Origin of the sequence: Vicingus serpentipes (genome assembly GCF_007993035.1) — a bacterium.
Classification (GTDB): Bacteria; Bacteroidota; Bacteroidia; order Flavobacteriales_E; family Vicingaceae; genus Vicingus; species Vicingus serpentipes.
The window spans coordinates 263,962-286,529 of record NZ_VOOS01000004.1 but is presented as its reverse complement, the minus strand read 5'-3'; the positions used below and the strand labels follow the sequence as shown (position 1 = coordinate 286,529).

The 22,568-nt window shown below is 31.3% G+C and carries 16 protein-coding genes; 7 read left to right on the top strand and 9 right to left on the bottom strand.

Features of this window, described 5'->3' with window-relative positions; genetic code table 11:
- Positions 1–23: 23 nt before the first annotated feature.
- Together FRY74_RS10030 and kdsB are read right to left on the bottom strand one after the other, a co-directional pair.
- Positions 24–1,061 carry an HU domain-containing protein gene (locus FRY74_RS10030; RefSeq protein ID WP_147101071.1) on the bottom strand — a complete coding sequence of 346 codons (1,038 nt, stop codon included), beginning with the start codon at positions 1,059–1,061 and terminating at the stop codon, positions 24–26.
- A 68-nt stretch (positions 1,062–1,129) separates the two neighbouring features.
- Positions 1,130–1,858, bottom strand: a complete 729-nt coding sequence (kdsB, locus tag FRY74_RS10025) for a 3-deoxy-manno-octulosonate cytidylyltransferase (RefSeq protein WP_147101069.1) — start codon at positions 1,856–1,858, stop codon at positions 1,130–1,132.
- A gap of 46 nt (positions 1,859–1,904) precedes the next feature.
- On the opposite strand from kdsB, the gene dprA reads away from it, so the two are divergent.
- A complete protein-coding gene (gene dprA / locus FRY74_RS10020; RefSeq protein WP_147101067.1) occupies positions 1,905–3,008 on the top strand; it encodes a DNA-processing protein DprA in 1,104 nt (367 codons plus the stop codon).
- Positions 3,009–3,012: 4 nt separating this feature from the next.
- On the opposite strand, the gene FRY74_RS10015 is transcribed toward dprA, so the two are convergent.
- Positions 3,013–3,681 (bottom strand): peptidoglycan DD-metalloendopeptidase family protein, encoded by a 669-nt coding sequence (locus FRY74_RS10015; protein ID WP_147101065.1) that lies wholly within the window; start codon positions 3,679–3,681, stop codon positions 3,013–3,015.
- A complete protein-coding gene (lepA, locus tag FRY74_RS10010) occupies positions 3,681–5,474 on the bottom strand; it encodes a translation elongation factor 4 (RefSeq protein ID WP_147101063.1) in 1,794 nt (597 codons plus the stop codon). The genes FRY74_RS10015 and lepA overlap by 1 nt, the downstream gene beginning before the upstream one ends.
- A gap of 171 nt (positions 5,475–5,645) precedes the next feature.
- Between lepA and metF the strand changes: the two genes are divergently transcribed.
- On the top strand, positions 5,646–6,599 hold the full coding sequence (gene metF, locus FRY74_RS10005) for a methylenetetrahydrofolate reductase [NAD(P)H] (protein WP_147101061.1): 954 nt from the start codon (positions 5,646–5,648) through the stop codon (positions 6,597–6,599).
- Here metF and FRY74_RS10000 read toward each other — a convergent pair.
- The 3 genes from FRY74_RS10000 to mqnC all read right to left on the bottom strand — a co-directional run bounded on the left by FRY74_RS10000 (position 6,593) and on the right by mqnC (position 10,961).
- Positions 6,593–7,180, bottom strand: a complete 588-nt coding sequence (locus tag FRY74_RS10000; protein ID WP_147101059.1) for a riboflavin synthase — start codon at positions 7,178–7,180, stop codon at positions 6,593–6,595. The genes metF and FRY74_RS10000 overlap by 7 nt on opposite strands.
- Positions 7,180–9,774, bottom strand: coding sequence for a T9SS type B sorting domain-containing protein (locus FRY74_RS09995; RefSeq protein WP_147101057.1), 2,595 nt, complete (start codon positions 9,772–9,774; stop codon positions 7,180–7,182). Before FRY74_RS09995 ends, FRY74_RS10000 begins: the two co-directional genes overlap by 1 nt.
- Before the next feature lie 62 nt (positions 9,775–9,836).
- Positions 9,837–10,961, bottom strand: coding sequence for a cyclic dehypoxanthinyl futalosine synthase (mqnC, locus tag FRY74_RS09990; RefSeq protein ID WP_147101055.1), 1,125 nt, complete (start codon positions 10,959–10,961; stop codon positions 9,837–9,839).
- A gap of 72 nt (positions 10,962–11,033) precedes the next feature.
- Between mqnC and FRY74_RS09985 the strand changes: the two genes are divergently transcribed.
- The 5 genes from FRY74_RS09985 to FRY74_RS09965 are packed head-to-tail and all read left to right on the top strand — an operon-like array spanning position 11,034 to position 19,619.
- Positions 11,034–12,440 (top strand): leucyl aminopeptidase family protein, encoded by a 1,407-nt coding sequence (locus FRY74_RS09985; protein ID WP_147101053.1) that lies wholly within the window; start codon positions 11,034–11,036, stop codon positions 12,438–12,440.
- A 12-nt stretch (positions 12,441–12,452) separates the two neighbouring features.
- Positions 12,453–13,493 (top strand): 4-hydroxythreonine-4-phosphate dehydrogenase PdxA, encoded by a 1,041-nt coding sequence (pdxA, locus tag FRY74_RS09980; RefSeq protein ID WP_147101051.1) that lies wholly within the window; start codon positions 12,453–12,455, stop codon positions 13,491–13,493.
- A gap of 10 nt (positions 13,494–13,503) precedes the next feature.
- Positions 13,504–16,470, top strand: a complete 2,967-nt coding sequence (locus FRY74_RS09975; protein ID WP_147101049.1) for a CotH kinase family protein — start codon at positions 13,504–13,506, stop codon at positions 16,468–16,470.
- Positions 16,471–18,453, top strand: coding sequence for a CotH kinase family protein (locus FRY74_RS09970; protein ID WP_147101048.1), 1,983 nt, complete (start codon positions 16,471–16,473; stop codon positions 18,451–18,453). It begins immediately after the preceding gene.
- Positions 18,454–18,458: 5 nt separating this feature from the next.
- Positions 18,459–19,619 (top strand): hypothetical protein, encoded by a 1,161-nt coding sequence (locus FRY74_RS09965; protein WP_147101046.1) that lies wholly within the window; start codon positions 18,459–18,461, stop codon positions 19,617–19,619.
- 15 nt (positions 19,620–19,634) lie between these two features.
- On the opposite strand, the gene FRY74_RS09960 is transcribed toward FRY74_RS09965, so the two are convergent.
- Both FRY74_RS09960 and FRY74_RS09955 read right to left on the bottom strand, forming a co-directional pair.
- Positions 19,635–20,918 (bottom strand): hypothetical protein, encoded by a 1,284-nt coding sequence (locus FRY74_RS09960; protein ID WP_147101044.1) that lies wholly within the window; start codon positions 20,916–20,918, stop codon positions 19,635–19,637.
- Between the two features lie 66 nt (positions 20,919–20,984).
- Positions 20,985–22,565: an ArnT family glycosyltransferase gene (locus FRY74_RS09955; RefSeq protein WP_147101042.1), complete on the bottom strand. Its 1,581-nt coding sequence runs from the start codon at positions 22,563–22,565 to the stop codon at positions 20,985–20,987.
- Between the last annotated feature and the right edge of the window lie 3 nt (positions 22,566–22,568).

Sequence of the window (22,568 nt, the reverse complement as noted above, 5' to 3'; positions counted from 1 at the left end):
CTCTAAGAAAAGTAAAGGTGGGGTTACTGCTCTAAAATCCAAGCTTTAGAGTTATGACTTTGGGCAGAAGCTAATGCTTCAACAGCTTCATTTCTAGTTTCAAAACTATTATAACTTACTGCGTATAATCCTTTTCGTTTCCCTATAACCCAAGCATTAAAACCTGCTTTGTTTAGTTTTCTTACTAATCTTTTTGCATTACGTTCTTCAGAAAAACATCCTCCAACTATATGAAACTTCAGCCTAACTTTAGAAACTTCAACTCTAGTAGTATCTATAGCTGTTTCTTTAATTTTTACAACTATTGGAGACTCTCCTTTTAAAAAAGATATGCTTGCAGTAGGGTTATCCTCATTTATCGATTGTATAGTCGCTTTTAAATCTTCTTTTTCTATCTTCTCAAAAACGGGCGTGTTTGTTCTCGCAACATAAACTGAAGTTGTTAGTGTTTTGAAAGGGTTTAAATTAGCATAATTTAAATCTGCTCCTAAATCATATTTGGTAGGCAACCAAAAAGCAAAAAATGCTAATGGTATTGTAATAATCGCGGCTGCAACCCATTTTTTTGAATTTTTCTTTTGATGCAAAGCAATTACAGGGGTTTCTTTTACGGTTTTAACTATTTTTTCTTCTATTGTTTCATGTTGAACAGGAAACTGCTGGAAAGAACTTAAACCAAAAGATTCTAATAAGTAATTTACATCCGTAGAAGGTTCAAACTGTATTCTATTTTCTTTGTCATAAAAAAGAACACCAACATTTTCAACAACCAATTTGTTGTTCTTTTTTAAATCTGCTTTCATCACCAAAACAGCTTCATCAACTATTTTGCTTGCTTCTTCGTAACTTGTTTTGTTTGCTTTACTTATTGCATTTATCAATAACCCATCGTTATTAATTAAGTTTTTGTTAAACGAAATTCCTTTTGAAGGAGGATGAAAAGTGCTTTTAATTGACTGAATAGAAGCTGGTTTGTAATTAGCTACAAAACCACCTAAATTAGGTACAATTACACAATCGTATTGAAATAAAAGGTGGCTAATATGTAGGTCTAATTTCATAAAGGGCTGCGAATATATAAAAATAGTAAAAAACTAGGAGGTTTAAAACTAAATTTCTTTTTGATTCTTCATTTTATCTTTTGTAAATCCTCCGGAGAATCAATAGCTATGGCTTCCAGTTGTGTTTCTGCAACTTTTATGCGTAATCCATTTTCTAGCCATCTTAATTGTTCTAATCCTTCAGCTTTTTCTAATATTGAAAGTGGCATTTGTGTTACTTTTTGTAAAACTTCAGTTCTATACCCATAAATACCAATGTGCTTAAAGTAAGTATTTGTTTTTAGCCAATTTTCTTTCTCCTCTCCTTTTACAAACGGTATTGGATTACGACTAAAATAAATAGCAAAATCAGCACTACTTTTTACAGCCTTTACTTTATTTACGTTAAGCAAATCTTCTGTCGTTTCAATCTTTTTAATCAGTGTAGCAATGTCCGTTTTTTCATCATTAAAACATTCGCATAATTGAGTAATTTGTATCGGATCAATATAAGGCTCATCACCTTGTATGTTAATTACCACATCATAATTTTCTTCTAATTTATCCATCACCTCAGCACACCTGTCAGTTCCACTTTCGTGTTTATCAGAAGTCATTTCAACATTTCCACCAAATGATTTCACGTGGTCAAAAATTCGGTGGTCGTCAGTAGCCACAACTACCTCATTAAGGTTAGTACAACTTTTGGCTTGCTCATAAACGCGTTGTATCATCGATTTGCCATTGATATCAATTAACGGCTTGCCCGGGAACCTTGTTGATCCATACCTTGCAGGAATTATTCCTAAAATTTTCATCAGATAAAAATTAATCTTTTACTTTTGACTAAAGTAAACAAAATCGATGAACCAACAATTGCTTTATCATATCGCATTAACAGCAATACCTAACATTGGAAACATTACTGCAAAAAAATTAATAGCTTTTTGTGGTGGTGCCGAAGCTGTTTTTGAAGAAAAGAAAAGTGCTTTAGAAAAAATTCCAGGAATTGGAGCCGTTAATGCCTCACGAATAATTGACCATAAAGCAGAAGCGCTTACGTTAGCTAGTCAAGAATTAATTTTTATTGAAAAAAACAACATTAAAGCGCTTTGTTTTAATGATGGTTTGTTCCCAAAAAGATTAAGCCATTGTGAAGATGGTCCAATTGTATTGTTTAGCAAAGGTGATTTTGATTACAACACAAAAAAAGTAATAAGTATTGTTGGCACTCGAAAAGCAACTGATTATGGTAAAGACTTTTGTGCACAATTACTTGTGGATTTAAAACCTCACAATCCATTAATTGTTAGTGGTCTTGCTTTTGGTGTAGATGTTTGTGCTCATAAAGAAGCGTTAAATAATAATTTAGCCACAATTGGTGTTACTGCTCACGGACTTGATAGGTTATATCCTTCTCAACACAAACCGGTAGCTAATCAAATGCTGAATAATGGAGGTCTTGTCTCTGAATTTTTAAGTGGAACAAAGCCTGAAAGAGAAAATTTTCCAAAAAGGAATAGAATTGTTTCTGGTTTAGCTGATGCAATTATTGTAATTGAATCGAGTAAAAAAGGAGGTTCGTTAATTACTGCCGAACTAGGCAATAGTTATAACCGTGACGTCTTTGCTTTACCCGGTAGAGTTACAGACAGTCAATCTGAGGGTTGTAATGCTTTAATTAAGCAAAACAAGGCTCACTTGCTCCAATCCTTTAAAGATATAGAATATATTATGGGATGGGAGGCACAATCTCCAAAAAACAATAAACAAGCCCAACTTTTTATAGAGTTAACTCAAGAAGAACAGCTGCTTTTTGATTTGTTAAAAGAACAAGACAAAACTAATATAGACGACTTGGCTTTAAAAGCTAAATTCCCCATGAGCAAAACAGCTTCCCTGCTCTTAGAAATGGAGTTTAATAACTTAATAAAATCGTTGCCAGGAAAAATGTATAAGGTTGTTTAGCCTATTATTTTGATATCTTCAAAATTAAATTTGGATCTGGGCAATTTGCTAAATCTTCTTCTTGTTTAGTATTTGAAGTAACTCCTGGAAAATCACCACTCATTCCTTTTAAATCCTTTATGATTTGAAAGTGTAAGTGTGGAGGGTAATCTCCGTTAGCAGGAAAATTACCAATTGCAGCAAACATTTCTCCTTTATCAATCGCTTCACCTATTATAAGGTCTTCTATAGAGTCTTTAGTAAGATGACCATAAAGGGTATAAAACTTTTCTCCCTTTAAGTTATGTTCTAAGATTATTGTTGGCCCATAATTTCCAACTCCTAAATTATTTCCAAAACTGTGTACTTTGCCTTTTAAAGGTGCTGAAACTGCAGTATAAGCTTTTGTCCATAAATCTATCCCTAAATGAATAAACCGTTCCTCTAAATCGCTTGAATTAAAGTTTTCACTTCGTTTGTAAATATTACGCGCTTCATTATAACCTCCCATTGCTATTTTTGCATTGTTTTCTTTTAAAAACAAATTGATATACTCAGAAAATTGAGATGCATTTGAAACATCAACATTCTCCAACTGCTCATTTGTTAGAGAGATGTCTATCCAAACATAATCTGTAGAATCGCCTTCAAGTAATGAACTAAACTTGGTTTTTTGTAAGATACTTTCTAACATTAATCATTCAGTTTTAGAACCGCTAAAAAGGCCTTAGGTGGTATTTCTACACTTCCAATCTGTTTCATTTTCTTCTTTCCTTCTTTTTGCTTTTCTAATAACTTACGCTTTCGAGATATATCTCCTCCATAACATTTTGCAGTTACATCTTTACGTAACGCAGAAAGAGATTCTCTCGAAATAATTTTAGCTCCTATTGCTGCTTGTATTGCAATATTAAACTGTTGACGTGGAATTAATTCCCTTAATTTTTTACAGATTTTTTTACCTAAATCGTATGCGTTATCTTTATGAACTAAAGCAGATAATGCATCTACAGGGTCTCCATTAAGCATTATGTCCATTTTTACCAATTTAGACTCTCTAAACCCAATTGGGTGATAATCAAAAGAAGCATAACCTCTAGAAATTGATTTCAAACGATCATAAAAATCAAAAACTATCTCAGCCAGTGGAACGTTAAAACTTAATTCTACTCTATCAGTAGTTAAATAAACTTGATTTGTTAACTCTCCCCTTTTCTCAATACATAAAGACATAATTTGTCCAACATAATCAGACTTAGTAATTATCGTTGCTTTAATATATGGTTCTTCAACTCGATCTAATCGGCTCGGATCCGGAAAATCAACTGGGTTATTGACTATTATTGGTGTTTGTTTATCTTTTGTTAAATATGCTTGATAAGACACGTTAGGAACAGTAGTAATAACGGACATATCAAACTCACGCTCTAAACGCTCTTGAATAATTTCCATATGTAACATTCCTAAGAATCCACATCGGAAACCAAATCCTAATGCAGCAGAAGATTCAGGTTCAAAAGTTAATGAAGCATCATTCAATTGCAATTTCTCCATTGCATCTCTTAACTCTTCATATTCATCGGTTTCAATTGGATAAATTCCCGCAAAAACCATTGGCTTTACATCTTCAAATCCTTGAATAGCTGGAGCAGGTCTTGCAACTGTAGTTATGGTATCTCCAACTTTTACTTCTTTAGCTACCTTTATTCCTGAAATAATATAGCCAACATCTCCTGTTTTTATAATCTGCTTAGGAGTTTGTTTTAATTTTAAAGTACCTATTTCATCAGCATGATATTCTTTACCTGTAGCTATAAATTTAACTTTTTCTCCTTTTTTAATTGAACCATTTTTTACTTTAAAATAAGCGTTTATGCCTCTATAAGAGTCAAAAACAGAATCAAAGATTAATGCTTGAAATGGTGCGTCTGGGTCTCCTTTAGGTGCTGGAACTTTTTCAATAACTGCTTTTAAAATATCTTCAACACCCAACCCAGTTTTACCACTTGCAGAAATAATATCATCTCTATCGCAACCTATCAAATCAACAATTTGATCTTTTACCTCTTCAGGCATTGCGCTATCAAGGTCCATTTTATTTAGTATAGGTATAATTTCTAAATCATTTTCTATAGCTAAATACAAATTAGAAATGGTTTGAGCCTGTATTCCTTGTGTCGCATCTACAATTAATAAAGCTCCTTCACAAGATGCTATAGATCGAGATACTTCGTAAGAAAAATCTACGTGCCCTGGAGTATCAATTAAATTTAATACATATTCTTGACCATCAAGAGTATATTCCATTTGAATAGCATGGCTCTTAATTGTAATTCCTCTTTCACGCTCCAAATCCATGTCATCGAGCGTTTGTTCTTGCATTTCTCTTTCTGTAATCGCTCCTGTGGTTTGCAACAACCTATCTGCCAAAGTGCTTTTACCGTGGTCTATATGCGCTATTATACAAAAGTTACGTATGTGTTCCATCTTCAAATTTTAGAATTCACAAAATTACATTATTTCAAGGACTAGTTAATACTATTTAAACGCTTTATTTATGGTAAGAATTGATTTTGCGTAAAATTTTATTTTGTTTATAAATAGTCATTAGTACATTTGCCGAATTAAATTTTATTGAATTTGTAAATAATCGCATAAATGAAAGTAATTGAACATTTAAATCAAGCCAAAAAACCGCTTATTTCTTTCGAAATACTTCCCCCTTTAAAAGGGAAGAGTATCCAATCAATTTACGATAGTATTGATCCCTTGATGGAATTTAAACCTTCTTTTATTAATGTTACTTATCATCGTGAAGAATTTGTTTACAAAAAACGTGAGAAAGGTTACCTTGAAAAGATTTCTATAAAAAAACGTCCTGGAACTGTTGGTATTTGTGCAGCAATTATGAACAAATACCAAGTAGATGCAATTCCTCATATTATTTGTGGAGGATTTACTAAAGAAGAAACAGAAAACGCTCTAATTGACCTTAATTTTTTAGGAATAGATAATGTACTAGCTCTTCGTGGCGACCCTATTAAAACGGAAACAAACTTTGTTCCTGAAGAAGGTGGACATGCTTATGCTGTTGATTTAGTAAAACAAATAGTAGGCTTAAACAAAGGGGAATATTTTGATGAAGATTTGTTAAATGCAACTCCTACAGATTTTTGTATTGGCGTGGCTGGTTACCCTGAAAAACATTTCGAATCGCCAAGTTTTAAAAACGACTTAAAACACTTAAAACAAAAAGTTGATGCTGGAGCGGAATACATTACAACCCAGTTGTTTTATGATAACGAAAAGTTTAAAAGTTTTGTAATAGCTTGTCGTGAAGCTGGTATTAATGTTCCTATTATTCCAGGATTAAAACCTATTTCAAACAAAAATCAATTGTTGTCTTTATCTAAATTTTTCCATATTGATATTCCTGATGATTTAGTAGAAGCTATAGAAGCTTGTAAAAATGACAATGCAGTAAGACAAGTAGGAATTGAGTGGGCAATAGAACAATCAAAAGATTTGATTGATTTTGGAGTGCCTTGTATTCACTATTACACAATGGGTAAATCAATCTCTACAAGAGAAATAGTTAAAGCAATCTATTGATAACCCTGCATTAATTTAGCAACATACTTCCCAATAATATCAAACTCAAGGTTAATTTGAGTGCCTGCTTTAATGTTTTTAAATGTGGTGTGCTCAAATGTGTACGGAATAATACAAACAGAGAATTGATTCTTGTTAGAATTAACAACTGTTAAACTCACGCCGTTAATAGTAATAGAGCCTTTTTCAACTGTTATATTTCCTTTTGATTCATATTCAAAAGTAAACATCCAACTTCCGTTTTCTTCAGTAACATTTTTACAAATTGCAGTTTGGTCAACATGCCCTTGAACAACATGTCCGTCAAATCTTCCGTTCGCCGACATAGCTCTTTCTAAGTTTACATTAGAACCCACAACTAAATCTCCTAAATTCGTTTTTAGTAATGTTTCCTTTATAGCAGTAACAGTATATTCATCATTATTAATACTAATAACTGTTAAACAAACTCCATTGTGCGCTAAACTTTGATCAACCTTTAATTCGTTAGTAAAATCACAATAGAAGGTAAAATGAATGTTTTCTCCTTCTTTTTCAATTTTTTTTAACTCTCCTAAACCTTCAATTATTCCTGTAAACATTAATTAAAATTATTTCCTGAGCCTTTATTGCTCAGCAAGTGAATAAATCCTTTTAATACTTTTGGTCGTGTTCCGTCTAGATAAATTTCATTAACCGTACAAACATAAAAATACGTTCCATCAGAACAGGGTTGACTATTTTTTTGATTTTTCCCATCCCATAAAATTTCAGGATTTGTGGTTTCAAAGACTAGATTTCCCCAACGATTATAAATTTTAATGTCAACTGATTTTACATACTGAAAAGGGAATGGTTTAAAAAAGTCATTACTTCCATCGCTACCTGGTGTAAAAACATTCGGCAATTCATATTTAGGGCAATTCTCCACACAAACAGTATCAGTAATTATACTCCTGTTGCCAACAGAATCTATTGATTCAAGAATATAGCACCCCGCAATAGAGGTTATATTGTCGTGAATAAAAACTGAGTCCACTCCATTGTTAATTGTGGTAACCAAATAAAATTCTCCGTCGATAGAGTCTTTTTTATAAATATTAACCGATAAAACATCATCGTCACAATTTTCGTAATACGAATCCCAACTCAAAATATTTTCTTGTAACTCACAGTCTGCTTTAATACTTAATCTTGGTTCACACGGAAGCACATTATCAACCGGCTCTGCACAATTCTCTTGAGAAAAATTTAGAATAGGGTAAATTAACCCTGATGAAGAGTAGCCTCCAAAACTTTTAACTTGATAACAATAATTACTACCATTTACCAGTCCTGTGTCAACATAATTAGAGTTTGTTGTTATATTAATTGAATCAAAAGCTAATGTGGAAAAATTGTATTTATAAATTACATGTTGTGTATTTGTCCAAGGCACATTCTCGTTCCATTCTAATGTAATTTGATTGTCTGATGGAATTAAGTTTAAATAAACAGAAGAAGCTACAGTTGATTTTCCAATCAAATCTCTTGTGCCGCCAGTTAAATTGTAAATGTCTACTCGATAAAAATATTGGTTGTCTTTGGTGTTTAAATTATTATCAATGTAAGTAGTATCGTTTATTGTTGCCGTTGAATCTATTAATGTAAGAGCTGTTGAGCTTGTTCCTCTATAAACCAAATAACGATAAGGTCCTTTAAATATAGCGGTATCATGTTCTGTTGGTTTAGACCATGCCACATAAGTTTGCCCTGAAGTTGTAGAAGTAGAATTTATACTAACATTTGTAATTATAGGAACATCTTTTCTTAATTGATCACAAACCTCATCAGAAGCTCTACTCTCAGATCCGTCAGGGTAAACTGCTATAACACGGTAACAATAATTAGCACCAGAAATTAAACCTAACCCACTATTACTGTCAACATAAATTGTGTCATTATTAGAGTTTGTTTCACCTATTAATTGAAATCCAGTAAATGCAGGAATTCCTGTTTCACAATAAGAAGGAACCCAGCCTGATGGGCCTTGCTTTCTATAAATTTTATATTTTAGAGCTTGATTACACCCTGTTTTATCCCATTTTATACTTATCGCATTTGTTAAAACTGTAGAAGATAAGTTTTTAGGTTCAGGAGCTATTACTTTAACAAATAACGAATGAAAATCAACCAAATTTGGATCGCCATCATCTGTTGCTTTAAAAGAAACTAAATATTTACCTTTTTGAATTTCAGAACATTGAGGTATCCAATATAAACTACCATCAACATCGCTAGAAATAGCTGTGGTATTAAAACTAGCAGCATTTACTCCTGAAAATAAAGGCCCTCCTGTTGCAGAAAAAACAACATTATTTCCGTCAGGGTCAAATGCGTTAAAATTCATATTTAAGGTATCTCCAACCACAATACAAGTGTCTTGAGTTCCGGTAATTATTGGTGGATTATTACTACAAGCGGCAACTGTTATTTGCAAGTCTCTTAAAATAGCTCCAATCTTAATTCCCCCTCTAAATTCCTCAATTAAAATAGCCACATTATACTCTCCAAGCTGTGTTGGCGAGTCCCAAATTAAATCTCCTGTAACAGGATTAACAGACAAAGAAGATGAAGCTTGAGGAAATACATATCCTGGTATGGGTTGCCCTCCGGTTTGTAAACTTGATTGTAATGAATAATATAAGCTATCTCCATCAACATCATAAGCACCAGGGTTGTGCACATAAACTTTACCAACACATGCATTGTCTATTGGTGGATTTAATAATTCTGGCGAATTATTAACCCCTAAAAATGGATTTATATAAATTTTTGTTTCTAAATAAAATACAATGTTTACTGAGTTTGGAACATTAATTACACCTGCATTTCTGTTTGGATCTTCAATTCGAATCGTATATGGAAGAGGGCTCGCTCCTGGATAGGTATGCCGATCTTTATAAATATTTTTTTCGATATCATTACCTAGAGAAATAGACTCTATTCTTGGGATAGAGTCAAGTGATGTGCCATCTCCCCAAAATATTTCTAAGTTTGGCCGTTCTGCAGGGCTAGATTCCTTAACATAAGTAACAACCGTTACTTCGTAAGTAAACCCTGAAACGTGTTTAAAAGTAATCTCTCCTGCCCTGTTGTGCGTTGCAAACGTAGGTAACGAAATTAAAAAAAGCAGTATATAAAAGATTATTTTCATAAAGTAACGTCTAAAGTTACGCTTTTTAAAAGTTAGCTATCTACCTTTAATAAAAAGGTAAATTAATAATTAATCACTTGCTGCACCATATCTTTTGGCAATTCTCTTTCTTCGTATTCTTGAGTTCTCAATTGAGGTTCAAACCCAGCCTCTCTAATAGCTTGTTGAATACCATCAGCTGTAAATCGATGTGGAGCTCCTGCAGCAGAAACAACATTTTCCTCTATCATTATTGAGCCAAAATCATTTGCACCAGCATGTAAACATATTTGAGCCGTTTTTTCTCCAACTGTTAACCAAGAAGCTTGAATATTATCTATATTTGGCAACATAATTCTACTTAGCGCTATCATTCTAATATACTCGTCATCGGTAACATTGTTAGAAACACCTTTCACTCTTTTTAGCAATGTGCCATCATCCATAAAAGGCCATGGAATAAATGCTAAAAACCCTTTCGAGCTTTCAGGTTTTTCACTTTGAACTTCTCTTAGTAAGACTAAATGTTCAAAACGCTCAGAAACTGTTTCAATATGTCCAAACATCATTGTTGCAGAAGTTGTAATATTTAATTGGTGTGCAGCTCTCATTACATCCAACCATTCTCTTCCCGAACATTTCCCTTTTGAAATTAATCTTCTTACCCTATCATTTAAAATTTCAGCACCAGCTCCTGGAAGTGAGTTTAACCCTGCTTCTTTCAAGGCGCTCAAAACCTCCGTGTGTGAAATACCTTCAAGCTTACTGATGTGAGCTATTTCTGGGGGCCCTAATGCATGAAGTTTTATGTTTGGAAACATTTTTTTTATTCCACTAAAAGTGTCGCAGTAAAACTTTAATCCTAAATCTGGGTGGTGACCTCCTTGAAGCAATAATTGCTCTCCACCATATTTTATAGTTTCTTCAATCTTTTCTTTGTACTGGTCCATTGAAGTAATATAGGCTTCTTTGTGCCCTGGTATTCTATAAAAATTGCAAAATTTACAATTCGCAATACATACGTTTGTTGTGTTAAGGTTTCGGTCAATTATCCACGTAACTTTGTTACTTTTCTTCTTTAATTTTCTGAGCTCGTTTGCTACCAACACTAACTCTGCTGTAGGCGCATTATGAAACAAGAACTCACCTTCTTCTGCACTTAAAAATTCTAAGTTTAACCCTTTTTGTAATAACGATTGTACTTGCATTATCTATTTATGTAATTTGCGTAAATATTGCTACTTTTGAACTTCTCAAAATTACTATAAAAATCATCGCTAATGGAAATAAAAAAAGTTACAAAAGCAGGGACTAAAGACAATGTTGTTTTTTTAGTGCCTACCGAAAAAGAGATTGACAATACCTTTTTTAATAAAGATGAGCTCTCTTACATAAAGGCTAAAATTAAAGATGATAATAAAATAGTTACAATCAATAGGCTTTCATCTATTGCATTTGTTGTTATTTCTAGTAAAGATGATGATTATAAAGCAAGACAAACAGCCAGAAAAAACGCTTCAAAAGTTGTAGATATAGCTAATGAAAACAAACTTGAATCAATTACTCTTATTTCTGATTTAGTTATTTCTACTGATTTTATTGAAGGTGCAATTTTATCAAATTATCAGTTTTTAAAATATTATTCTGAAAAGAAAAAGAATAGCTTACAAGCCATTAATGTTATAGGAAAAATAACTAAAACTCAAATTGAAGAGGTTGTAAATATTACTTATGCTACAAACTCTGCAAAAGATTTGGTAAACGAACCACAATCATTTTTAAATGCTGAGCAATTAGCAAAAGAAATTAAACGATTAGGTAAAGAGTCAGGGTTTAAAGTGGAAGTTTTAGGTAAAGCCAAAATAGAAGCTTTAAAAATGGGTGGCCTACTTGCGGTAAATAAAGGAAGTATTGATCCTCCAACATTTTCTGTGTTAGAATGGAACCCTGCAAAAGCTAAAAACAAAAACCCTGTTATTTTAGTTGGAAAAGGGGTGGTTTACGACACGGGTGGTTTAAGTTTAAAGCCAACAGCAAACTCAATGGATATTATGAAGTGTGATATGGGTGGAGCTGCTGCAGTAGTTGGAGCTATGTATGCTATTGCAAAAAACAAATTACCATTTTATGTGATTACTTTGGTACCTGCAACCGATAACAGACCTAGCGGAAATGCTTACGCTCCTGGAGACGTAATAACTATGCACAACAAAAAAACAGTAGAGGTTTTAAATACTGATGCTGAAGGGCGTATGATTTTAGCTGACGCGTTAAGTTATGCTCAAAAATATAAGCCAGAACTAGTATTAGATGCTGCAACCTTAACAGGTGCTGCTGCTGCTGCTATTGGTCATTACGGAATTGTAGCTATGGGTAACGCAGAAGAAAAAGTGATGAACAAACTTAAAACAGCCGGAAACAACGTTTACGAACGTATTGTTGAATTTCCTTTTTGGGATGAATACAATGAGCAATTGAAATCTAGTATTGCTGATTTAACTAACCTTGGAAATGGTGCTGGAGGATCGATAACTGCAGGTAAATTTTTAGAAAACTTTACTGATTACCCATACATACACCTTGACATTGCTGGTCCAGCATGGATGAAATCTAAAGTAGATTATGTTTCTAAAGGTGGTTCTGGGTCTGGTGTTAGAGTGTTTTACGATTTTATAAAAAACTATTAATTCTTATAAAGAATGTCTAAAAAAACAAAAATTGGAATTAGTGTCGGCGACATTAACGGAATAGGTATAGAAGTAATTATTAAAACCTTTCTTGACCCTCAAATGATGGAGTTATGCACTCCTATTGTTTATGGTTCTTCTAAAACAGTGAGTTTATACCGTAAAAGTTTAGATATTCATGATTTTAGTTTTAATAAAATTGATGATGCAAAAGATGCAAACCCCAAAAAAGCAAACATTATTGATTGTTGGGAAGAAGAGGCGGAAATAGCGTTTGGAAAATCCACTAGCGAAGCTGGCAAGTATGCATTTACCTCTCTTAATGCAGCAACAAAAGATTTATTTGAAGGTAAAATTGATGCAATCGTAACCGCTCCAATCAACAAAGACAATATTCAATCAGATGACTTTAAATTTTCTGGTCATACAGAATATTTAGAATCAAAGTCTACTGGTGAGTCGTTAATGTTGATGATTAGCGAAAACTTAAAAATTGGAATGGTTACAGGACACATTCCTGTTAAAACGATAGCCAACAATCTTACTGTGGATAAAATCTTTGGAAAAATTAAAGTGCTAAACAAAGCGTTAATTCAAGATTTTGCCATTCACAGTCCAAAAATTGCTGTTCTAGGGTTAAACCCTCATGCTGGAGATAATGGGCTTTTAGGCTCAGAAGAAGATGAAATTATTATTCCTGCAATAAACAATGCCAAAAGCATAGGTTTAAATGTATTTGGTCCATACGCAGCTGATGGCTTTTTTGGTTCTGGTAACTATAAAAAGTTTGATGCTGTTTTAGCGATGTATCATGATCAAGGTTTAATTCCTTTCAAATCGTTAGTATTTGGTTCTGGCATTAATTTTACAGCAGGACTGGATATTATCAGAACTTCTCCCGACCATGGAGTAGCTTATGATATTGCTGGGAAAAACATAGCCAACGAGCAATCGTTCCGATCGGCAATTTATTTAGCAATTGATGTTGTAAAAAACAGAAAAATGGACAATGAAATAAACGAAAACCCGTTAAAGGCGAGTCGTGTAAAATAATTTATTAAAAATGATTACTCTGTCTATGAGATACGCTGTTGCTTTTTTATGCATAGTTCTTTTTGTTTCATGTGGAACTTCACAAGTTAAAATTGAAAATGAAGATTTTCCTCCAACCAGTTTTAAAGAATATTATATTGATTGCGAAACAAGTGATGTTGAAAAAATTTATGCTTCGCCAAAAGAAAACCTTTATATTCCGATAAAAATTACTTTAAATGGCGAAACTCACATCGCTAAAATGAGAATTAGAGGAGACACATCTAGAGAAGACCCTAAAAAATCATTAAAAATTAAATTCGATTCTACTTCATTTTCACCTACCGAAATGGTGTTTAATTTAAATGCTGAATATTCTGACAAAACCCTTATAAGACAATACCTTTCAAGCAAACTTATTCAGCAATCTGGGCAAATTTGTTTTAACTCCGAACTGGTTAAAATTTATCTTAACAACAAATATTACGGCTTATATTTAAAGGTGGAAAATATAGATGAGCACTTTCTTAAAAGAAACAATTTATCTAAAAAGAACAATCTTTATAAAGCAACAAAAGACGGAGCGTGCTTAAGTATTTTTGACGATGTTAATGCAAAATGGGAAAAAAAAACCAATAAAAAAGGAAGTTTTAACGACTTAAAAGAGTTGATAGAGAAAGTAAATAACACTCCTGATAAAGATTTTTATTCTTTTGTTAAAAACACTTTTGAATATAAAAGCTTGGTAAATGTTATTGCATTAAACATGTTTTTATCTAACGGAAGTACTTATTATCATAACTATTACCTATATCATGATTTATACAAAACAGGTAAATGGCAACTTTTTCAGTGGGATATTGACAAAAGTTTATCATACTACAATTGGATGCCCTATACTTATCATAGAACTTCTAGTGAATGGGAATCAGACAACCCTTTAATTGAAAGGGCTATTTTATGTGAGCCTATTTTCAACGATATTAAAGAGCGTATTAACGAACTTCACAAGTCCCATTTAAACAACGAATTTGTAACTCCAATTATTGATAAATTAATTCCATTAATTGACCCTGTTGTTGAATTAGACACTCTTGATAAAATCAAAACGAAAAAAGAATGGTTAGCAAATATTAACCGAGAGAAAGAATACTTTAACAACCATTATGCATTATTACAAAATCAATTTAATGAGCAACCTCTAAGTTTTTATGTTCATCGATTCAAACAAACTCAAACTGACACCGTTACTTTTAAGTGGGAAAAATCTAAACATAAGGCGAATAAGAATATTACTTACACGCTAGCTTATGGAACAGATTTTTTATTACTTGACAGCAGCAAAACAACATACATTACAAATATTACCGATACTTTTTACAAACTAAATAGCTTAAAAAACGGAAAGTATTATTGGAAAGTATCTTCAACCGATGGCAATTTTATTACTGAGGGGTTTAACACCAAAAACATCTTAATCTTTAACAGCGGAACATTGGTTTCTGCTAATATTAATTCAAACACTACCTTTACTAAAGAGGGATCTCCTTATATAATAAAAGAAAATTTAACAATAGGAGAAAATGCAACACTTACTATAAATCCTGGTGTTGAAATTCACCTAAAACAAAATGTAAAAATTAGTTGTAACGGGAATATTTTTGCGTCAGGAACGAGAGAAGAACCCATTTATTTTATGCCTGACAACACAAGTAAAAATTGGAGTCATATCTATTTTTATGAAAAAGCAAAAACAGGTTACTTTAAACATGTGCACTTAAAAGATGGAATAATAAACTTTAAAGAAACAGAAGTTACATTAGACAGCTCTTCTATAACTATAAATAATAAAAATTTAGTTGAAGGTGAAAAAAGATCTGCATTGATTTGGGGACTAAAAGGAAAATTAAATGTTTTAAATTCAACCTTTGAGGGGAATGGGACAGGAGAAGGAATGGTTGTTTATTTTGTTGACGCAACTACTGAAAATTCATCCTTTAACAATATGCCTGATGCTATTGAATACATTCAGACAGACAAAGGAATTATTAGAAACAACTTAGTAAGAAATTCACCAGATGATGCTATTGATTTAAACGCCTGTAACAATGTAATTATAGAAAATAACATCTTAATCAATAATTCCGACAAAGGTGTTTCTATAGGCACAGAGCAGTACGGACCTTCTAAAAATGGAGTTGTAGTTAAAAATAACTTGTTTATTAATAACAAAACATGTGTTTCTGTTAAGGACAGCTCTTTTGCTTTAGTTAAGAACAACACTATGATTAACAACAGAAAAGGGTTATACGCTTATAGAAAAAGAAGCGACTATAAGTTGGGCGGTGCAATAAAAGCTGAAAATAATTTATTTTATAATTGCTCTGAGATGTATGCTTGGGCTGATGAATGGTCAACATTAGAGAGGACGAATTCTTTGTCTTACCCTAAAAACATAGGGGGTGATGCAATAAATAAGAAGCCTATTTTTTTAGACACCCTTAATTTTGACTATCACCTTCAAGAAAACAAAAATGATATTGGTGCTTTTTCAAGTAAAACAACTGCAATTAGCTTAGTTAATATTCATATTAAATCTTCTAAAGATAAAAACAGTGGTGATTGGATAGAATTACAAAACAATTACAATATTGATGTTAATTTAACAGGCTATACGATTATTATAAAAACTGAAAAAGGAGAGAAAAAATTCAGGTTTCCTATCGGCACAATTTTACCTCGATTAGCGTCTGTTTATCTTGTTAACAATTTTATTGAGTTTTCTAACATCTATCCTAAGGCATTTAATATTATTGATGAACTCCCTAAACTAACACCCAACGAGACTTCGGTTACACTTATAAACTCAAATGGATTTGTTTTAGATCAACACACTTATCGCGCGATATCTGAAATTGACGAGGCTAAAGGTGTAACAATAAAATCAAATAGAATAAACGATAAATCTCAAAAAAACTGGAGCATTATTGTTGAGTAAATGCTAAAAAAATTAGTCTATATTGTTATATTTTTAGCACTAGCATTAACTATTGCTGCTCAGTTCGCTTACAAAGATGTTTGGATTTACGCAGTTTCTAAAGATAAATTATGGTCTTACGCAATAGTTGATTCTGCTTTAAAAAACACTCCCGACTTTTTATCTAAAATAAGCTGGGTTAATCCAAGTTCTATTGAAGAAATTGAGCTAGATGAAAGTAAAAACAACAAAAACATCCTTTTTAAAACCAATTTATCAGTTGAAAACATCTCGTCCATAAAGCATATTCTATTAGAATATAATAACAAATATTCTATTTCATTATACTTAAACAATAATCTATCCTATAAAGCAAGCAGACACTTAATAACCTCTGAAACAGACCTTTTGACTGGGTCAAAAAACACGTTAAAAATTTATGAAAATTGGTCTAGAGCTAAACGATTTATTAACTTAGAAAAAGTTTCTACCTTTTTAAGAAATGGAGAAAACACAATAATATTATTGGTGGAAAATGTTAATGATTTAAAACATTTTTCTCCTAGTAAAATAAGCATCTCTTTTTTAGAAGAAAAATTACTGCCTGAAGAAGAAAATATAAATCATTTTAGAGAAAATTCTTCATCAATTTTTTCAAGTTCAACCCTGCCTGTTTTTAAAATAAACACAAATAATAAGGCTATTCCTGATGAGCCAAAAATTGAATCTCTATTAAATGTTTTTGATAACAAAAACGAAAACAAAATAACTGACGAGCCTATTTCCTATCAAATAAAAATTGAACGTAGAGGGTTTAGTTCGCAAAACTTTGCTAAAAAATCTTATGGGTTTTCAGTTCTTGATGATGGTATACCAAGAGCAACACCATTATTAGGTTTACCAGCAGCTAAAAAATGGGTCTTATATGGACCATATGCCGACAAATCTTTAATTAGAAATGCTTTAACCTATAGCTTATATAATGATATGGGGCATTATTCAGTTAAAACTGCTTTTATTGAGTTAATTATAAATGACAACTACCAAGGTGTTTATGTGCTTACCGAAAAAATTAATATTGGTCCTAATCACTTAAATATTCCTGAACTTAAAATAGAAAATAACGGTATTACATCGGGAGGCTATTTATTAGAGGTTGACAGGAATAAATGGAGTGCTATTTTCCCTTCATCTAACGACACTTCTCATCTTCCTTTATATTACACGTTGGAATGTCCTAAAACAAAAAAAACAGATAGCTCAACACAAGAATTAATAAAACGTCAATTTAATATTTTCGAAAAGAATTTATATCAAGAAAGCGAGGATATGCTAACCAATGTAGATATAAATTCTTTTGTAGACCACTTTATTATTTCTGAGTTTACTAAAAACATAGATGCTTATAGGCTTAGTACATATATCTACAATCCTGATATAAATGCAAAAACACCTATATTTTATATGGGTCCTATTTGGGATTATAATTTTGCTTACGGACTAACCAATTATAATGATGGCTTTAATCCTGAAAGTTTTGTTTACAATTCGGCTAGCTATGTGCCTTTTTGGTGGGAAAAACTAATGGCAAACAACACATTTAACGACGCTTTAAAAAATCGCTACTTTCAACTAAGAAAAACTACATTGAGCAATGAATATATTCATGCCAAAATAGATTCTTTTTATAACATTTGTAAAACCCCAGCTCAAAACAACTTTAAAAAATGGACCGTTTTAAATAGTAAAGACTTTTGGCCCAACCACTATTTGGGCAAAACATATGAAGACGAAATTGATTATTTAAAAAGTTGGATTAACAAAAGATTATTATTTCTAGATATAGAAATTTTAGACAAAAAAAACAAGTCTCCTCTCTATTTCGAGGTTCAAATAATTAACAAACCAACCTGGATGAATGAAATTCGTAAAAAAGCGAAAGAAAGAGGTGTTTCAGAAAGTGAATTAGTAACTCTAGAAGCTAAAAAAATGAGTAAGAATTAATGCTTATGAGGTTTTTATTTTGCTTATTAATAACTACATCATGCTTTGCAAGCTCTCCTGAAAGCAACAATCTCGACAGTTTTTTTAAAAAAATTGGAATCACGCCAACCGACACTATTGCTTGCTTTTCTAATTTAACCCAGAAAAATAACTACATTCAATATTATTCTATTACTGAAACAAACCTTGATCAGATATATAATGATGTAGTTATACATGACAGTTTATTGTCAAAAATTTATGAAATAAAGCCTGATTTTTTTAATAATCACATGCTTATAGATACTGCGTATAATTTTTCACTTTATAAGAGTACGCAAAACATTATCATAGAAGATTCTCTAGTTTTTTTATCAATACCAAAAAAGGATAAAGAAAAAGTTAACGGTTTATTTGAAAATATTTTATATAAAAAAGTTGAAGATTTGGGTCTAAAAGGAGGAGAGTTCATAGTAATAAAAGCGAACATAATTAAACAAGAAAACACTCCTCTTTATATTTCAATAAATATTAAAAACAAAACTGGTGCTTCATTTTTCTATAAAACAACCTCCACTGAAAAATTAAAAAATGGTCCTATTTTCATAAAATTACCCTCCTATATTACTGATGAAGATGTTGTTAAAATTTATTTCCAAAACTCAAACAGAAACACATTTAATTACAATGATTTAAATTGCCTATTTATAAAGCAAATTCAAACAAATTTTACAAAACCCATAAATATTCCTTGTGCTAAATTTGGGGAAGCTTCAAAAGCAAACCTAATTTTAGAATGGAATAAAACTGACGCAGTAAAAAAAACAGACTTAGAAAACGATTACCATACAGTTCCAGGAGATTCTGGACTAACGATATCATATAGATGTTCTTTATTTGAAGTAAATATAGATTCGTCATTAGATTATTTTCTGGACCTTAATTTTAATCAAAAAATAGAATCGTCTTTTGAAATAAGAGTTCAAATAACAAACAAGCGAAACGAAATAAAATACGAAAAAATATTAACAATGAAAAACTACAAACCTAATATCTGGAACAATTTAAACTTTTCAGAAGAGGTTACATCATTAAGCAAAGATTACATTTTTACCTGTTCGCTAACTGTAACAAAAAATACTCCATTAGAGTTAAAAAAAATGTGCTTAAGTATAAAAAAAAATTAAGGGTAGATTGTTTTGTTAGCTCCTACTTTTTATAACATGTTTAGCAGACCTTTCCAACATATCTTCAATAGAAATTTTTCTACTTTTTGCTTCTTTTTTAACATTGTCAAACCATTCTTTGTTTTTCTTTATTCTTGAAACTACCCTAGCCAACTCCTCTTCAAACTCCTTATTTAGACCTTCTTTTTTATTAATAAAATCTTTATATTTTGATTCCTCTAATAAATTATCTATTTCATCAAAAAAGCCAAAACCAAAATCTTTTAAATTTTGATTTGTAATCATATGAATAATAACATCTTGTTTAATTATTTCTTGATGCTTATTTACAACAGAAATATCTTGTTCATCACCATATTTTTTTGAGGAAAGTTGTCTATTATAAAACCAAAAATCGCCTCCATTTTTAAAACAATTATCAGCTATTGGTGATCTAAAAATATGTAAATAATAACAATCGGCAATTGCTAATACTTTTGGTTTTATTTTATTCGATTCATTAAAACTTAAAATGGGATAAACTATTCTGTCTTGTTTTAAGTCAAATAATAAATTCATTGCATCACCTTGGTCATTATCAAAATATCTTGCGGTATCAGAATTTTCTAAGCCAACAATATTAATATCTGGCATGTCAATTTTTCTAATTTTTTCGATATAGTCAACCAAATATATTCCCGATTTAATCATGCTGTAATATGACCAATGCTCCCCTTGTTTATAGTAAGCTGGGTAATAACTCGTATCATTAAAATTTATTAGAAATTCATTTAAATCAACAAAGTTTAATCCTATTCTTTTTGATTTTTTGATAAAACATTCAGTATTAGTTTGCCCTATTTTATTATTTGAATATCTTTTCGGAATAAATTGAGGAATTACAAACTCTTTGCTTGGAGCATAAACTGTTATTAAATCAATGTTCAATTCGTTTTTAAGCTTAATTTGAGTTTCTTTTACTTTTGTTAAAATACTGTCAATACGAGCTTCTCCGATAAAATCCTTACCAGAAATAGTATTTTCAATATAACCCTGTCCATATGTATAACCATCTAGTCCAAGAACTAAGCTGTTAGCGTTTAGTTTATCAAACAAAGAAAAGTCAATTTGATTGTATAGTTTAATAAAAAAACCCCTAAAACCAATGTGGTCGGTATAATATTTTTCATAACTTGATTGGTATTCTCCAGAAAACCATGTTTCTATAGTTTTTACAGGTTTTGATGCTAAACTATAAACACCTTTAATCTCTATTTCTCGAAAATAAGTTGTTGTTTTTTGAAATAATGGAAGAAACAAAAAGCATATAATTAAAAAAAATAATACCTTGGAAAACCTTGTGTTTTTTTTATTCTTTTTCATTAATTACTTTCTGTTTTTTATAACATGTATTGCTGATCGTTTTAACATTTCTTCAATCGATACACCCCTATTTTCAGCTTCTACTTTGACTTTGTCAAACCATTCTTTGTTGTTTTTTATTCTTTCTATAATCTTGTTTACTTCCTGTTGTAGTTTGTTTTTTACCTTCTTAAACACCTGAACCTCATAATTAATTCCGTAAACTTTGAAGGATTTTTCTGGTTTAAAAGTTTTAACATGACTTAAGCTTGGATCGTTATACATTGTTGTCAATGAAATTTTTCCTTCAATTTCAGAAAATTGTCCATCCCACAAAATTAATTCACCAAACTCAACATTATTTGACGGGTTTTTTTTGTCCTTAAACATTTTAAACATTTCCATATTTGTATCTTTTCCAAAAGGATCAATACCTGCTTGATAAGCAAAATATGGAGGCATATAGTAAATCTTCACACCTTTATGTTCGTTTTTATACCATTCCGCAGCTTCTAACAGCACTTTTTCCGAACTAATCATTCTGTCATCAACAAAATGGTTTTGAACTGTTAAATAAGCTGTATATGAGCCAACTATTAATAATAGAAAAGAAAAAGGCTTAGATAGAGTTTTGATTGGTAATAAAGATTCTATTTTATTTAAAGCAAAAACCGCAACTAAAGCAACTAAAGGAGCTATTGTAGCTAAAATTCTTAACAATCCTGCAGAACCCTGCATCCCTTTCCACCACAATATTGAGTGAGCACCAACAACTAAAAATACAGGGAATACAACAAGCAAATTCCATTGTAAATTTGAGGGAGTTAGTTTTGTTTTAATAAAATTATAAGATATTACAGAAATCCCAACTAAAAAAGAAAAGGATATATATTTCCCAAAGGTATCTTTATAGCTTCCAACAAAATGAAACAACTCCCCTGATCCGTAAGTTCCTGTTGAGGAATAAGGTCTTTTTGTAAAAACCCAAAAGAAATCATCGTGAGTAAAAGACCCTGCTATGCTATAAATTATAATTGATAAACCAATAATTGGAATGTACTTATACTTTTTAATTACCAATAAATACAGAACAAAACTCATTATTACAAATAAGCTTTCTGGCCTAGAGAAATAAGAAAAAGAAAGGATTATACACCCTGTAAAATAATTTTCTTTTAAAAAGTAATATAAAGCTGCTACAATAAGTGTTGCTAACAATATTTCTGTTAAACCAGAAACAACAACACCAAAATAAATGGGAATAGAAAAACAAAACAAAATAGCTAACCAACCATTTTTCAAAGAAAATAATTTGGCAATTTTTAATAAAAAAAAACTGGTTACCACAAAAAGAAGTGTATTAAAAAACAGCATACCTTTAAACCCAAATTGAGCAAAAGGTGAGCTTAACAACGTAAAAAGGGGTTTGCCCCAATGGTCAAAAAAAAGAGCAGGATAATCCCATGAATGTTTTGCAATTAAGAAATGTTTTAACCCGTCTCCTGGGTCTAATATACTCTCGCCAAGCGATAGAGAATAAAAACAAAACACAATGGCTAATAATAGAACAATCAAAAAATTAAACGATTTTTTTAATATGCTCATAAA